The 15,626-nt window shown below is 50.0% G+C and carries 14 protein-coding genes; 10 read left to right on the top strand and 4 right to left on the bottom strand.

All coding sequences use genetic code 11. From position 1 onward, the window contains the following. Positions 1-29: 29 nt before the first annotated feature. From MUN34_RS09090 to MUN34_RS09070, 5 genes are all read left to right on the top strand, one after another. Positions 30-290, top strand: coding sequence for a stage V sporulation protein S (locus MUN34_RS09090; protein WP_012369932.1), 261 nt, complete (start codon positions 30-32; stop codon positions 288-290). 202 nt (positions 291-492) lie between these two features. Beyond that, positions 493-2,244, top strand: a complete 1,752-nt coding sequence (locus tag MUN34_RS09085; protein ID WP_026828796.1) for a 2-oxoacid:acceptor oxidoreductase subunit alpha — start codon at positions 493-495, stop codon at positions 2,242-2,244. Beyond that, positions 2,231-3,097 carry a 2-oxoacid:ferredoxin oxidoreductase subunit beta gene (locus MUN34_RS09080; RefSeq protein WP_247857609.1) on the top strand — a complete coding sequence of 289 codons (867 nt, stop codon included), beginning with the start codon at positions 2,231-2,233 and terminating at the stop codon, positions 3,095-3,097. Before MUN34_RS09085 ends, MUN34_RS09080 begins: the two co-directional genes overlap by 14 nt. 95 nt (positions 3,098-3,192) lie before the next feature. Further along, entirely contained in the window at positions 3,193-4,284 is a 1,092-nt protein-coding gene (gene tdh / locus MUN34_RS09075) for an L-threonine 3-dehydrogenase (RefSeq protein ID WP_026828794.1), read from the top strand. After that, positions 4,284-5,456, top strand: coding sequence for a glycine C-acetyltransferase (locus tag MUN34_RS09070; RefSeq protein ID WP_012369936.1), 1,173 nt, complete (start codon positions 4,284-4,286; stop codon positions 5,454-5,456). Before tdh ends, MUN34_RS09070 begins: the two co-directional genes overlap by 1 nt. Before the next feature lie 75 nt (positions 5,457-5,531). Here MUN34_RS09070 and MUN34_RS09065 read toward each other — a convergent pair whose 3' ends face one another. The 4 genes from MUN34_RS09065 to MUN34_RS09050 are packed head-to-tail and all read right to left on the bottom strand — an operon-like array spanning position 5,532 to position 9,360. Next, entirely contained in the window at positions 5,532-6,284 is a 753-nt protein-coding gene (locus MUN34_RS09065) for an iron ABC transporter ATP-binding protein (protein ID WP_247857608.1), read from the bottom strand. Next, positions 6,281-7,336: an iron chelate uptake ABC transporter family permease subunit gene (locus MUN34_RS09060; RefSeq protein WP_481804378.1), complete on the bottom strand. Its 1,056-nt coding sequence runs from the start codon at positions 7,334-7,336 to the stop codon at positions 6,281-6,283. The genes MUN34_RS09065 and MUN34_RS09060 overlap by 4 nt, the downstream gene beginning before the upstream one ends. Positions 7,337-7,344: 8 nt before the next feature. Further along, positions 7,345-8,364 (bottom strand): ABC transporter permease, encoded by a 1,020-nt coding sequence (locus MUN34_RS09055; RefSeq protein WP_247857606.1) that lies wholly within the window; start codon positions 8,362-8,364, stop codon positions 7,345-7,347. After that, a complete protein-coding gene (locus MUN34_RS09050) occupies positions 8,365-9,360 on the bottom strand; it encodes a siderophore ABC transporter substrate-binding protein (RefSeq protein ID WP_247857605.1) in 996 nt (331 codons plus the stop codon). 514 nt (positions 9,361-9,874) lie between these two features. On the opposite strand from MUN34_RS09050, the gene MUN34_RS09045 reads away from it, so the two are divergent. The 5 genes from MUN34_RS09045 to MUN34_RS09025 all read left to right on the top strand — a co-directional run bounded on the left by MUN34_RS09045 (position 9,875) and on the right by MUN34_RS09025 (position 15,585). Then, on the top strand, positions 9,875-11,497 hold the full coding sequence (locus MUN34_RS09045; RefSeq protein WP_247857604.1) for a DUF3153 domain-containing protein: 1,623 nt from the start codon (positions 9,875-9,877) through the stop codon (positions 11,495-11,497). Then, positions 11,494-12,951: a phytoene desaturase family protein gene (locus tag MUN34_RS09040; protein ID WP_247857603.1), complete on the top strand. Its 1,458-nt coding sequence runs from the start codon at positions 11,494-11,496 to the stop codon at positions 12,949-12,951. The genes MUN34_RS09045 and MUN34_RS09040 overlap by 4 nt, the downstream gene beginning before the upstream one ends. A gap of 128 nt (positions 12,952-13,079) precedes the next feature. After that, positions 13,080-13,367 (top strand): hypothetical protein, encoded by a 288-nt coding sequence (locus MUN34_RS09035; protein WP_247857602.1) that lies wholly within the window; start codon positions 13,080-13,082, stop codon positions 13,365-13,367. Between the two features lie 115 nt (positions 13,368-13,482). Further along, positions 13,483-14,751 carry a DUF445 domain-containing protein gene (locus MUN34_RS09030; protein ID WP_247857601.1) on the top strand — a complete coding sequence of 423 codons (1,269 nt, stop codon included), beginning with the start codon at positions 13,483-13,485 and terminating at the stop codon, positions 14,749-14,751. A 12-nt stretch (positions 14,752-14,763) separates the two neighbouring features. After that, positions 14,764-15,585, top strand: coding sequence for a DNA-3-methyladenine glycosylase family protein (locus MUN34_RS09025; RefSeq protein WP_247857600.1), 822 nt, complete (start codon positions 14,764-14,766; stop codon positions 15,583-15,585). Positions 15,586-15,626 lie beyond the last annotated feature (41 nt).

The following is a 15,626-nucleotide window of genomic DNA, read 5'->3' as shown; positions in this document are numbered from 1 at the left end:
GCTTTGATTTTTGATTGGGAGGTACATGCATGGACGTCCTGAAAGTATCAGCTAAATCGAATCCGAATGCGGTCGCCGGAGCGCTCGCAGGTGTACTTCGAGAGAAAGGTTCTGTCGAAATTCAGGCAATCGGAGCAGGTGCACTCAATCAATCCGTCAAAGCGGTGGCAATCGCAAGAGGATTTGTTGCACCGGCAGGCATGGATTTGATCTGTATTCCGGCATTTACCGACATCATGATTGATGGCGAGGAACGGACGGCAATCAAACTAATCATTGAACCACGATGATGCATCATTGGACATAGGTCCTACGTTAAACTAGACCATTTACTCGTTGGAGTAGATGGTCTTTTTTTATGGCGGACAGCCGGAAAAAATCAACTGATTCGCCAGAGGAGCATTGTACAAGTATCGGGAAATCGGTATCATGGGGGAGGATAGTGAAGCAGACAGCTTCAATCATTTCAGGGGATAAAAGGAGCGAACGTCGATGTACAATCAATTGTCATGGAAAGTAGGCGGTCAGCAGGGGGAAGGGATCGAGTCGACGGGTGAGATCTTTGCCATTGCCTTGAACCGCCTTGGTTATTACTTATATGGATACCGTCATTTTTCTTCACGCATCAAAGGTGGACATACGAACAACAAAATCCGGGTCGCGACACACGAAGTCCGGACCGTTGCCGACGATCTCGATATTCTGGTCGCCTTTGACCAGGAGACAATCGACGTCAATTTCCATGAGTTGCGTCAAGGCGCGATCATCATCGCCGACGCGAAGTTCAATCCGACCAACCCGGACCAGACACGTGCTGTCCTGTATCCGATTCCTTTTACGGAAATTGCCTCAGGACTCGGAACGTCGTTGATGAAGAATATGGTTGCAATCGGGGCATCGAGTGCGATTCTCGGGATTGCACCGGAACGTTTCCAGGCGGTCGTGGAACAGATTTTTGGCCGCAAAGGACCGGAAATGGTCGAGAAAAACTTATCGGCGATTCGCGAAGGGGCAGCGGCATTCGAAGCGATGGCTGGAACAGCGGAACGTTTCGTCCTCGATCCGGCAGACGGACAGCAACGGATGTTCATGATCGGCAACGATGCGATTGCGCTTGGTGCGGTTGCCGGGGGGGCCCGTCTGATGGCTGCCTACCCAATCACGCCATCGTCGGAAATCATGGAGTACTTAATTAAAAAATTACCGCAGTTCGGTGGAACCGTCGTTCAGACGGAAGATGAGCTGGCCGCAGTCACGATGGCAATCGGTGCCAACTACGCCGGCGTGCGTGCTTTGACGGCATCAGCCGGACCCGGTCTGTCGCTGATGGCAGAAGCGATCGGTTTGTCCGGAATGACGGAAACGCCGCTTGTCATCATTGATACACAGCGGGGGGGGCCTTCGACCGGACTGCCAACGAAACAGGAACAGTCCGACTTGATGGCGATGATTTACAGCACACACGGTGAAATTCCGAAAGTCGTCCTCGCGCCGTCGACGGTCGAGGAAGCGTTTTACGATGCAGCCGAAGCGTTTAACATCGCGGAAGAATACCAATGTCCGGTCATTCTTTTGACGGATTTGATGTTATCGCTCGGGAAACAGTCTGTCGAACCGCTCGATGTCAATCGGGTTGAAATCCGTCGCGGGAAATTGATGCTGGATGAACTGCCGGAACTTGAAGGGAAAGCGTACTTCAAACGGTATGAAGTGACGGAAGACGGGATCAGTCCGCGTGTCGTCCCAGGCACAAAACATGGCATCCATCACGTGACGGGAGTCGAACATAACGAAGAAGGCCGTCCGTCGGAAGCGACGAAGAACCGGGTCGATCAAATGACGAAACGCCTCCGGAAGTTAAGTCAGTTCCGGATGAAGGATGCGGTCCTTGTCACAGAACAGCATGCAGCACCAGATATTCTGTTTGTCGGTTTTAACTCGACGCGCGGAACGATTGAAGAAGTAATGCCGCGTCTTGAAGAACAAGGCATTCACGTCGACCATCTCCATATCCGGCAGATGCATCCGTTTCCGAGTGAACTCGTCCGTCCGCATCTCGAACGGGCAAAACAGGTCGTCGTCGTGGAGTACAATGCGACGGGACAACTCGCGAAACTGATTCAGATGAATTGCGGTTTTGCAGAAAAAATTGAACATATTTTAAAATTCAACGGCGATCCGTTCTATCCGGCGGAAGTGGTGGAACAAGTCGTTGCAGGAGGGGTTTTCCATGGCAACCTTTAAAGATTTCAGAAACGATGTCAAACCGAACTGGTGTCCCGGCTGCGGCGACTTTTCGATTCAAGCAGCCATCCAACGGGCTGTCGCAAATGTCGGACTGGAGCCGGAGGAGCTGGCTTTGATTTCCGGCATCGGCTGTTCGGGAAGGATTTCCGGTTATATCAATACGTACGGGTTCCACGGCGTTCACGGCCGGTCGTTACCGATTGCCCAAGGCGTCAAGATGGCGAACCGTGAATTGACGGTCATCGCGTCAGGTGGTGACGGAGACGGATTCGCCATCGGGATGGGACATACGATTCATGCCTTCAAACGAAATGTCGATATGACGTACATCGTCATGGACAATCAAATCTATGGTTTGACAAAGGGACAGACGTCACCGACGTCGGCGCTCGGCTTTAAGACGAAGTCGACGCCCAAAGGATCGATCGAAAAGAGTGTCTCACCAGTCGAACTCGCTTTGACGGCAGGCGCGACATTCGTCGCCCAAAGTTTTTCGAACGATTTAAAAGGCTTGACGAGTCTGATTGAACAGGCGACGCAACATAAAGGATTTGCCTTCATCAACGTCTTCAGTCCGTGTGTGACGTTCAATAAAGTCAACACGTACGACTGGTTTAAACAGAATCTGACGAAACTCGATGATCTTGAAGACTATGACGCGACGGATCTCGATGTGGCGAAACGCGTCGTCCATGAACACAACGGTCTCGTCATGGGTCTGATTTATCAGGAAGATTCACGTCCGGATTACCAGTCACAAATCGACGGATATTCGGAGAATGGACTAACTTTTGCCGATCTTGAGATGAATGAAGAAACATTTGGTAAACTTGCGGCTGAATTCATGTAAACTAGAAGTGAAAGATTGTTTGGTTATTTGGGGATGCTCAATACTTGGTCAGGACCGATTAGAGAAAGAGGCAAAGACCACGAAGGAGTCGGGGAATGATGACAAAACTAGTGACAGCTGTAGAAGATACGACAAAAGTAAAAACGATGCGCGCACTCGTCAAGGAAGAACGGGGATTTGGCGCTGTCTTGAAAGAAGTCGCAGTTCCGTCACCAAAACGCGGGGAAGTCTTGATCCGTGTCGAAGCGACTTCCATCTGCGGGACGGATGTCCACATTTACGAATGGGACGCATGGGCAGCATCACGCGTGAATCCGCCGTATGTCTTCGGACATGAGTTTTCCGGTGAAGTCGTGGAACTGGGCGAAGGGACGAAACGTCTGAAACTCGGCGACCGTGTCTCAGCGGAAACACATATCGTCTGTCATCAATGCAAACAGTGTCTGCGGGGGCAGTATCACATTTGTAAAAACACAAAAATCATCGGTGTCGACACACAAGGCTGTTTTGCCGAGTACGTCGTCATGCCGGAAGAAAATCTCTGGGTCAATCCGGAGGACATGCCGGCTGCTATCGCATCGATTCAAGAGCCGATGGGTAATGCCGTCCATACGGTCCTTGCCAGTGATGTCAGTGCGAAAACGGTGGCAGTCGTCGGCTGTGGTCCGATCGGTCTGATGGCCGTATCCGTCGCGAAAGCGGCAGGAGCTGCGGAAGTCATCGCAATTGATGTCAATCCGTACCGTTTAGAGCTTGCGAAGACGATGGGCGCGGATGTCGTCATCGATTCGCGTCATGAAGATGTCCTCGAGCGGGTCCGGATGATGACGGACGGGGACGGCATTGATGTCGTCTGCGAAATGAGCGGTCATCCGGTCGCAATTGGTCAAGCATTCGAGATGGTGACAGCAGGAGGAGACGTTAACATCTTGAGTCTGCCGGTCAAACCGGTCGAAATCGACTTGACGAATCATGTCGTCTTTAAAGGTGTCCGCGTGCAAGGGATCACAGGCCGGAAAATGTATGAGACATGGAGTCAGGTATCGGCCTTCCTATCGAGCGGAAAAGTCGATGTTAAACCGTTGATCACGCATACATTACCACTCGAACGGTTTGAAGAAGGATTCGAATTGATGCGACAAGGGAAATGTGGAAAGGTCGTACTACAACCAAGGGGGACGAATTAATGGGTTTTGAACATTTACGGACAGAATTAGAAGAGATGAAACAAGCGGGGACGTTCCGCGAACTCGTCGCACTCGAAAGTGCCCAGCACAACCGGGTGACGGTCGACGGGAAAGAATTGATTCAACTGTCGTCGAACAACTATCTCGGACTCGCGGCGCACCCGCGTCTCGCGAAGCGGGCAGCGGACGCTGCTCTTGAATTCGGTGCCGGAACAGGATCGGTCCGGACGATTGCCGGAACACTCGAAATGCACCAAGCATTCGAACGGGAACTGGCGACCTTTAAGCATACGGAAGCGGCACTTGTCTTCCAATCAGGATTCGCGACAAACCTCGGTGTGTTGTCAGCCTTGCTTGGACCGGAAGACGTCGTCATTTCTGACGCCTTGAACCATGCATCAATCATCGACGGGATTCGTCTGACAAAAGCGAAACGCCGCATTTATAACCACGTCGATCTTGCGGACTTGGAAGCGGCTCTGCAGGAAACACAAGACGCGCGGACACGTCTCGTCGTTACGGATGGTGTCTTCTCGATGGACGGTAATATCGCGCCACTCCCAGAAATCGTTGAACTGGCTGAAAAATATGATGCCCTCGTCATGGTCGATGATGCCCATGCATCCGGTGTTCTCGGAAAAAGTGGCCGCGGAACCGTTAATCACTTCGGTCTCGACGGACGGGTCGCGTTGCAAGTCGGGACACTCTCAAAAGCAATCGGTGTTCTCGGCGGGTACGTCGCGTGTGAACAACACGTCAAAGATTATTTGATTCATAAAGGCCGTCCGTTCTTGTTCTCGACGTCGCATCCACCGGCAGTCGTCGAAGCGAACCGGGAAGCGCTTCGTGTCATGGAAGAAGAAACAGAACTGTTTGACCGTCTCTGGGAAAACACGGAGTTTTTCAAACACGGATTACGGGAACTCGGCTTTAATATCGGCACGTCGACGACGCCGATCACACCGGTCATCGTCGGCGACGAAGCATTATGCCATCAGCTGTCAGACCGCCTGCGTCAACACGGTGTCTTTGCACAAGGGATTGCCTTCCCGACGGTCGCAAAAGGTAAAGCACGTGTCCGGACAATCGTCACAGCCGAACATACACGGGAAGACTTGGAGCAAGCGCTCGAAGCGTTTAAACAAGTCGGTCAAGAGCTGGAATTGATTTAAAAGGTACGAAAACATAGCAGGGACGGCCCATCACTCCGATGCGCCGTCCCTTTTTGGTGTTCCTCATGCTTGGTTTCAATAAACGGCAATCGGTCCGTATGGTCCGTCAATAATCTCGAGATCGGTCTCAAAAATATCGGAGAGCGTGTTTGCGACCATGATTTCCTGTACCGTACCAAATGCAGCAATCTGTCCATGTTTCATCGCACAAATATGGTCGGCATATTTCGCTGCAAAATTGATGTCGTGTAAGACGGTGATGATCGTTCTTCCAAGCTCATCCGCGACATGACGCAGATATCCCATCATCTGGACGGACCGGGCGATATCGAGATTGTTGAGCGGTTCATCAAGCAACACGTAGTCCGTCTCCTGACACAAGACCATCGCGACATAAGCCCGTTGACGTTGTCCGCCTGACAGTTCATCGAGGTAACGGTTCTCAAGTGATGTCAGGTCAAGAAAGTCGATGTATTTTGACGTGATGTTCTCATCTTCCAGTGTCATGCGCCCTTGCGAGTAGGGGAACCGGCCAAATCCGACCAGTTGGCGAACCGTCAGCCGGGTCACGAAATGATTTTCCTGACGAAGAATCGTCATGATTTTTGCTAAATCCTTTGACTTCGTGCTTGAGACATCGAGTCCTGCGACTTGAATCTGTCCTTCATCAAGTTGCAACAGACGACCGATCATCATCAGTGTCGTCGATTTACCGGCGCCGTTCGGTCCGATCAGTGCGGTCAGACCCGCTTTCGGAATCTCTAACTCAAGCGGACCGATCTGGACATGATCCGTATACGTTTTTTTGACTTGCGTTAATTTAATCATAAGGACCTCTTTCGTAATAACACCGTTAAGAAAATCAAACCGCCAAACAGTTCGATGATGACGGAGACGACGCTCGGTGCATTGAAAATATGATACATAAAGAAATAAGCACTCGTCAGAACGAGAAAACCAATCGAAAAGGCCATCGGCAAGACGTATTTATGGTCATACGTGGAAGCGACCTGATAACTGAGTGTGGCAACGAGAAAACCGAAAAACGTCAGTGGTCCGATCAGTGCCGTCGACATCGACATGAGCAGGGAAATAAGGATGAGGATATAAATGACGCTTCGGCGGTGATTGACGCCGAACGAGGTCGCGACGTCCTTTCCGAGGGCGATGACATTCAGACGGTTCGCCGACAGGAACAACAAGACACTGACGATCAGGACGACCGGAATCACGATTGGAAAATAGGCAGAATCGGCATTCGTGACTGAACCGAACAATCGGGCCTGCAGAATATCGAATTCAGACGGGTCAAGCATCCGTCTCATGAAGCTTGCAAGAGAATTCAGTCCGGTGCCAAGGATGATCCCGACGAGCAACAGGAGTTGTAAATCGGCATATTTTCCGGATAACAGCCATCCGTAGAGCAACAGACTCATCACGAGCATGAGACCGACTTGTGTCAAAAAGGCTCCCGTTCCGGAAAAACCGATCAGAGCCCCTGCACCAAAGAAAAAGATCATCGACGTTTGAATCGTTGAGTACAGCGCATCGAATCCAAGCAGGGACGGCGTGATGATCCGGTTATTCGTGACCGAATGAAAGGCGACGGTGGCGAGACTTTGGCAGAGTGCGGCAATCGCCATCGTCGCGACGGCTGTGATCCGGCGTTCGACGACCGGCCAAAAGGACGGTGACTGAACGGGTACCGGATTGTTGTAGAGCAGGAGGCCAAGGGAACAGAGCAGTCCACCGAACAGAAACAGGGACAACAAGATCCAGTAGCGGCGTGCATGTCGTTTGGACGGGAAGGCAGAAGCCTTCCGGTCACTTGTATGAGCGGTTGTTCGTTCACTTCGGTAGGGTTTTGGTTTTCGGTGCATGACTGTACTCATCGGATACCTCCTCTTTTTCGTTGCCGCAATAGGATGAGAATGAAGACTGCTGAACCGACTGTTCCAAGGATCAGTGAGACCGGCAGTTCAAAGGGGCGGATCAACGTCCGCGAAACCAAATCACTGATGAGAACCGTCCCCATCCCGATGACGCAGACCCATGGCAAGTTACTGCGCAAGTCATCACCGCGCATCATCGAGACAAGGTTCGGCACGATCAGACCGAGAAACGGTAAATTTCCGATGACCGTCGCGACGATTCCGACGGATAGAGCGATCAGGCCTGTCGCAAGCATCATGAGACGGTTGTAATGAATACCGAGACTGGTCGCGATATCTTCACCGAGACCGACCAACGTTAAGCGATTGGCGAGAAAAAAGATACAAAACGTGACCCCGACAATAATCCATAAGTATTCATAGCGACCGATCTGGACGGATGAAAACGATCCGACGAACCATCCTTCTAGTGCCTGACTCGCTCGGAAGTATAAACCTAAGAAGGTGGAAATGGCCGAGATGACAGCGCCGAGCATCAGTCCAATGATCGGTACGATCAGCGAAGAACGGAGCTGGACCGAACGCAGGAACCAAAAGAACACCATCGTGCCGATAAAAGCGAATACGATCGCACCGGTCATCCGCATCATCAGTGTCGGTGCCGGGATAAGCAGATAAACGGTCAATAGTCCAAGTCCCGCCCATTCAATCGTACCGGTCGTCGTCGGTTCGACGAGCCGGTTCTGTGTAATCAGCTGCATGACGAGTCCCGCCATCGCCATCGCTGCACCTGTCAGCATCAGGGCGATTGTTCGCGGAACACGTGTAATCCAAAACATAGAAAAGTCATTCGCCGTGTTGCTGAGTTCATAGACTCCGGTCAACAGGGAAGTAACGGCAAGCAGACCGATGATCAGGAGAGCGATGATGAACGGCGGCGTCCAAACGACAGAAAAGGAAGGTCGAGCATTCGGCTCAACACTTCCATTCACTTGTTGCGGTTTAGTCTGTTCCATTTACTTCACGAACGCTTTCGACACGCTTTGGAAAAATTCCGAATAGGTCTGAATCGATTCGTTCAAGTACATATCCTTTGGTGTATACACAATCCGGTCTTCTTTGACGGCTGTCGTCTTTTGGAGCGCCGGTGCACGATCGATGACGTCTTCTGCGGGAACAGCATCTTTTGCGTTTCCGAGCGGGGCGTCACGATCTAAGACAAGCAAACGGTCCGGATTGCTTTGTGCGATCGCTTCGACCGAAACCTCGTCTCCTTGATCGTTGCCTGATTTTTGCTTGACTTCAAGTGCGGGTTTCCAGCCGAAGATGTCATACATCGGTCCAAACACACGACCGCTCATCGGAGCAGAGAAACCGATGTCTCCACCTGAAACGATGACCGACATGACGCTGTCTTTTCCGTTATAGGATTTTTTCACGTCCTGAATCGATTGTTCGAAGGTTGTGACGAGTCGGTCGGCTTCTTGTTCCTTGGCAAAAATTTGACCCAGTGTCTGTGTCGTATCTTCGAGACCTTTAATTAACAGTTCACCCGGCGTTCCGGAATCTTCAGGTAACGCGATGTCGAGATCGATGACAGCTGCTTCCGGGACCAACTTTTTAATGTCATCGTAATAGTCTGCAAAGCGTTGACCAACGATGACGACATCCGGATCAACCCCGGCAATCGCTTCGAGGTTCGGCTCGAAGTGCATCCCGACGTCGACGATGTCCTTGTCCTTGGCGTAAGGTGATTCCGCCGGTAACAGTCCGACCGGAGCAGCAACGAGTTCAACGTCCCAGGCAGCGAGTGTCTCGAATGTCCGGTTATCGAGTGCCACGACTTTCTTCGGTTTTACAGGTACCTTGACTGTACCGTGTGCATCAGTGATTTCGACCGTTTCAGCGGCAGATTTCTTGCTGTCCGTCGTAGTCGTTTCGTTTGCAGTACCGCACGCGGCGAGTAGGACGGCGAGAGAGCTGATCACCATCGATGTTTTGAGTGTCCCCATTTTGATTCATCTCCTTTTGATGTGGACAATGCATCAACTCAATCTGTTCGTGAATATGTAGGTGTTTGTATCTCTCACGAATTAACTGATAATGATTATCATTGTCATCTTCAAGTTGAATGATAACAAACAAAAAATGGAGATGCAATGACAAATTTGGTATGCCGGACTTTCCGATTTTTTATTTCTATAAACTATACGGAAATAAAAATCATTACACATTTTTCAAAAATCATATGCTGAAGGACAGGTACTCAATTGCTGATAACCGCTATAAGAATTGTTATAATGGCGAAAATAATGGATTTTAAAAGATTAAAAATGGAATCAGCTACTATTCTTCTGAAAAAGTAGCGAAAAGAGATTGGAATGGTTTCCAAGTGTCTAAATAAATAGAGTGTGACAGGTTAAAGTCTGTTACATTTTTTTGGACATTCTTATTTTGAAGCATGAGGACTTCCGACTTAGGGAAAAGAAAATGAGACGATAGGAGAGAGAAAGGGCGTGTGACGATTTGATCAGCAAACGAAAAAAACTTATTGTCCTGTCGTTCGCCTTGATGGCAATGGTACTTGGGGGATGTATCCGTATTCAATATGATGCGACGGTCCATACCGATAAAAGTGTCACCTTAAAAACGACATATGCTGCAAAAGAGCATCCTGTAGCGCGACTACTTAATTTGAATCCGGACTGGAATACGTATGTCAAACAGGCTGAGAAGAACGGGTATGCGGCAGAGACGTTCAGGACGCAGGATGATTATGAAGGTATCCGGATGAAAAAGAAATTTGCCGAATTTGAAGACTTGGCAACGATTAAAGATGAATGGAAAACAGGAATCGGCGGTATTCTCATCCCACCGGATACGACGTATGAAGTCAAACAGGAAAAAGGATTTTGGTTTAATACGTATCGATTGGATACGAACATTGATTTGAGTATTGACCGGTTGAACATCAAAGGCTATCAGCCGACTGGACAAGTTAAAAAATTAGCTGATCGTTATCTTCGGCAGGCGGATATCGAAATCAATCTTCATGGACCGAAAGTGATTGGTCTGCAGAACGGGGAAAAAATCGACTGGGCGAACCATAACAATGTTTCATGGAAACTGTACGGCACAAAGGACAACCAGTTACAGCTGATTGCCTATGTTCCGAATCCGACCGGCTGGATCGTAACCGGGATCGTCCTGTTGATTGGTGTTTGTCTGCTCGTATTCTGGATTGTCCATCATGTCCGGAAATTACGGCGCCGACAACTTCAGACAATTGGCATCTCAGTACTCGTCTGTCTGCTAGTCGGCGGCAGTGCCTGGTGGTTCTTTGCTGATGAGACGTCGAGTGCCCCGCCGCCGACAAAGCAGATTGTCACGCAACAGGTCGGGGAAATCACACCGACGTTCATGGTCCATGGATTGTTCGGGACAGAGCGGACATTCCTGCCGATGATTGATAATTTCACGAAAAAGAAGCTGGCAGATGACGGCGGACGGTGTGATGTCTCGCGTAACGGGAAAGTGGCGTGTGACGTCAAACCATCTACTACCGGGTATCCGCTTGTCCGAATCGTCTTTGAAGACGATGAAGCCAGTCTTGCTAATCAACAAAAATGGCTCAGTGCAGCAATTGAGCAGTATGACCAAAAGCAACAGGCGACTTTTACGGACATCCAACTGGTCGGCCACAGTATGGGCGGGGTCGATGTCGTCGCCTATACGCTGAAAGAAGATATTCCGTATCATGTCCGGAAAGTGGTGACGCTCGATGCACCAATCAGCGGTTCGGATTATGCGACGCTTGGATTGACACTTGCTCCGTTCGGGACGAATACAAACAGTCCGGCGATTCAGGATTTGGCTGAAAATTCAGCGGCGATGAAAAATCTGAAGGATCGCTTGGACACATGGCCACGGGATGTGCTGGTCTATTCTTTTGGGGCGAAAGGCGGAGACTTCAATTTGATTCCGCTCAAAAGCTCGTTTGCGCTTGATGCGTATACGGAAAACATCAAAACGAAATCTTATAAATATGATCATTTTACGATCCATCGCCGGGAACCGGTTTTCAAAGAAGTCCGCAATTTTTTGTTTAAAGAAAATCTAGTCACAGAAACAGAGGAGGAACCGTCATGAAACGGATTGTCATCATCGGAGGCGGAATAGCGGGAGTCACCGCTGCGGCGTTACTCGCTCGAAACGGGCATGACGTGACTTTGTGCGAAGGAAGCCGTGAATGGGGCGGGTCAGCGGGTAAGTTTACCCGAAAAGACTTCACCTATCCGGTCGGAGCGACACTCGGAATGGGTTTTGAGTCCGGCGGTATTCATGACCGGGTGTTGCAGCATCTGCAAATCGACCAGCCTGTCGAGTTGCTCGAAACCGTCATGGCAATCAAGCTGGCAGGGCATGACATCCTCTATTATCGTGACCGTGACCGTTTCATCGCACATCTGAAGAATCAGTTCCGCGATCAGGCAGACTCGATTCAACACTTTTTTGATGAACTGGATCGAATTCAGCGGCACGTCCGACCGTTGATGCAGGCATTACCGGCATTACCGCTTAAGACGTTGCACGATGCGCGGATGATCGTCCAAGAAACAAAAGCAAGTTTGCCATTACTACCTTATCTGACGCGGACGATTGGTGACATTCTCCGGAAACATCAGTTGGACGGGACAATTTTTGCACAACTGATCGACGGGATTTTACTCGACAGTATGCAGACGGGAAAAGAAGCTTCGGCGTTGCTTGGAGCTGTTGCGTTATCGATTTATCATGACGGGGCGTATTATGTTCCGGGTGGACTCTATCGGATCGCAGAACGTTTAAAGGCTGCTGCTGAAACGGACGGCGCGACGGTGTTGCTCGGTCGTAAAATCACCTCTGTGCGTCAAACGGCGGATGGTTTTTTACTGGAAGACCGGCGGGGACGACTCTTACTTGCAGATGCCGTCATCGGTGCCGTGCCGATTGAAGCGATGCAACAACTGGTCGGACCATCCTTGCAGCCGGTATTACGCCGGACGTATAAGCGGCAAGCTGACTTAACGCAGTGGGCGACGTTTACGTATTATGCGGCGATCCCTGAGACAATCATTCAAGATGACCACGCATTTCGGCAAATTCACAATCCGATTTTACCGTCGGGTCATGCGTTCATCTCTTTATCTCGGACAGGAGACATCGAGCGGGCACCGGCCGGGTGTCGGACGTTGACGATGTCCTGTCATATTCCGATTGGTCAGTTCGCACGTGACGACCGGGAGCGTTATGACCGGCAAGTCGAAACCATGCAGGAAAAATTCGAAACGATTTTAGAGTGTGAATTTCCCGGTTTTAGAAATCAAGTCATCGAGCGCCATCCCGGTGGACCGGGTGCCTGGGTCCGCTATACATCACGTCCGGATGGCGGTGTCGGTGGATATCCGCAATTGCCGTCAACCAGTCTGTTTCGCGCTGCCTCGTTTCGGACGGGTGTCCCGGGACTCTATATCATCGGGGATACTGTGTTTCCGGGTGCCGGAACGATTGGGGCGACGACTTCCGCTATTCATGTGGCCCGGGAATTTGGTGTGAAGATTTAGAAAAGAATTTGGTAAATCATGAAAGAAGCGGCCGGATGGTCGCTTTTTTTGGAGAACAGGATTATGATTGAGGCGAGACGGGAAGTAGTTAATCATGAGCGAAAAAGAGAGAGAAGGAGTGAACGAGATTGAATCAGTTTGAGGACAAGTGTCAACATTTCATTCAAGAACGTCGTCCGGAAGTCGGTCCGTTGATTTTTACAAACGCCCGTACCTTCATCAATGCCCGGGGATTAAGCGTATATGAACGGATTTATCAAGGCAAAGAGGAAGTCCGCTTGGCGTTCGTCGAACAGACAGCCGGCCATCAAATTGTTTCAGTGATGGAAAATACATTTGGAAACGGACTCGTCTATTTTGTATCGACGGCCACAGCAACATGGGACGGCGAAAATTTCGGTGAATTTACGTTTTAACTACATAATGAGTCCCAGTCCGGATGAGGCTGGGACTCTTTCATGTCGAAACTTGGATGCGTTTCATAACGTATACGAAGTATGACAAAAAATGCAGCGAGAAGGAGGAACCATCTTGCAACAACAAATAAAACCAAAATCATCGACCCGTCGTCTCGCGACCGTGTCCCTGATTTTTATGGCAGTCGGCTTTATTGCCTCGTTGCCGTTTAAAGAAAACGATTGGGTGTTTTGGCTGCAAAGCGGTTTTGAAGCAGGCCTTGTCGGCGGGATTGCGGACTGGTTTGCCATCACAGCGTTATTCCGCCATCCGCTCGGACTGAAAATTCCCCATACAAACCTGTTGCCGAAAAACCGGGAGCGGGTCATCGAGTCGATCGTCCAGATGCTCGAAAAAGATTTGCTCAATAAAGAGAGTATCGTCGAAAAGTTGCGGCATATGACGCTAGCCGACCGTTTCATCAAATTATTACGTTCGATTGTCCTGTTACCAGCGTTTCGTTCGACGGTTACGGAACTGTTGACCGGTATTTTGCACAAACTGCCGAAAGAGGCGATTCTGAAAGTCGTCGATGAGCGGATTTCCGATACGGTCAAAGCTTATCCATCAAAAAGATTGGCAGAACGATTGATGGGATTAAACGAGGAACGGCGCCTTGATGAACTCGCAATCGATCAATTACTCGGTTACGGGCAACGGTTGCTCGAAGACCCCGTGATCCGTGATCAGATTGGACGCCTGGCGTATCACGCGATGATTGATCAAGAAAAAAATACCTTTTTACGCGTTACGGCAAAAACGGTACAAAAGGTTTATTCGGAAGAACGGTTGAGTCTTGTCATTCAATCGGTTCTGCTGAGTGTGATTGAAGATATGAAACAAGTGCATCATCCGAACCGTCTGGCGATTCTCGATCACGTCCGCCGAAATTTAGCGCAATTGATTCAAGATGAAGAGCGGCTTGCCAAAATTGACCAATGGAAAGCAGCGGAAGTGGATCGCTTTGATCTGCAACCGGTCTTGAACCGGGCCTACACGGCAGGAATCGAGGAGCTGAAAACGTATTTAGGATCCGACTCCTTCTGGGAAATCCGCGCTTTACCATTGATGAACCAAGCGCTGAACGAGTGGGATCAACATCCGACGTTCAAAGAAGAAAGTGACCGTTGGATGAAAGACCAGCTTGTTCGGTTCGTTGATCAAAACCATCAAAAAATCGGTGGCTTGGTCCGGGAAAACTTAAATCGTTTTGATACGGAAACGTTGATTCATATGATTGAGGACAAGGTCGGGAATGATTTGCAATGGATTCGCGTCAACGGCGCGATTTGCGGTTTTTTCATTGGTCTGATTTTGGGTGGAATCAAACTATTCATTGGCTGAGGGAGCGATGGTATGTGGCAGGAACAAGTGATTTTAGAAGAGGAGTATGACTTTGCCGGTATCCGGAAGCGACTTCGCGGTGACCGTTTACAAGTCGAACAGGACGGTCGATTGTTTGTCCCGCTCTTGTTGCCGGAAGGAAAGTTCGTCGGTCAGATTGAAGCATCCGGGCCTCGGACACTTCTTTTGTCCGGGAAAGGTCCACAGGAACCGATGGTGCAGCAATTGTGCCGTCGGTTTCGTCTGGATACGATGAATCCAAGTCAGCACCTATCAAAGACGTCGCTTTCGGAAGTCGTGGCGACGTTCGGAGCGGAGCGGCTTGTGCTCGATATCAGTCCGTTTACTGCACTGATCCGGTCAATCATTCATCAACAAATTAATCTGGCATTTGCGCAAGTCCTGATGGAACGGTTCTGCCGGACGTTCGGAACGGAACAGGACGGGGTGATTTTTCCGCCGACGGCAGACCAGTTACGGAAAATCGAACCGGATCAGCTTCGGGCACTTCAACTATCCGGACGAAAAGTCGAGTATCTCCTTGGTGCAGCGCGGACCGAGATTGATTTTGACGAGTTGACGGAAGCGTCTGACGCAACGATCGCCGAGACATTGATTGCCCTAAAAGGGGTCGGTCCCTGGACAGTGCAAAACGTTTTGATGTTTGGCTATGGACGGGAAGATTTGTTTCCAGCATCCGACATTGGCATTTTACGGGCGTTCGAACGGTTGCATGGCAGTCGTCCAAGTGTCGAAGAAGCAGTCCTGTTAGCGGAAGAATTTGCGCCGTACCGAAGTCATGCCGCCTATTTGTTGTGGCGATCGATTGAATAAGGAACTATTCTTGTCACCCCTTGAAGAGAACGGTATAATGA

The organism is Exiguobacterium sp. 17-1 (assembly GCF_023096305.1).
GTDB lineage: Bacteria > Bacillota > Bacilli > Exiguobacteriales > Exiguobacteriaceae > Exiguobacterium_A > Exiguobacterium_A sibiricum_A.
The sequence above is the reverse complement of the archived record's forward strand: the minus strand, read 5'-3'. Positions and strand labels throughout refer to the sequence as shown.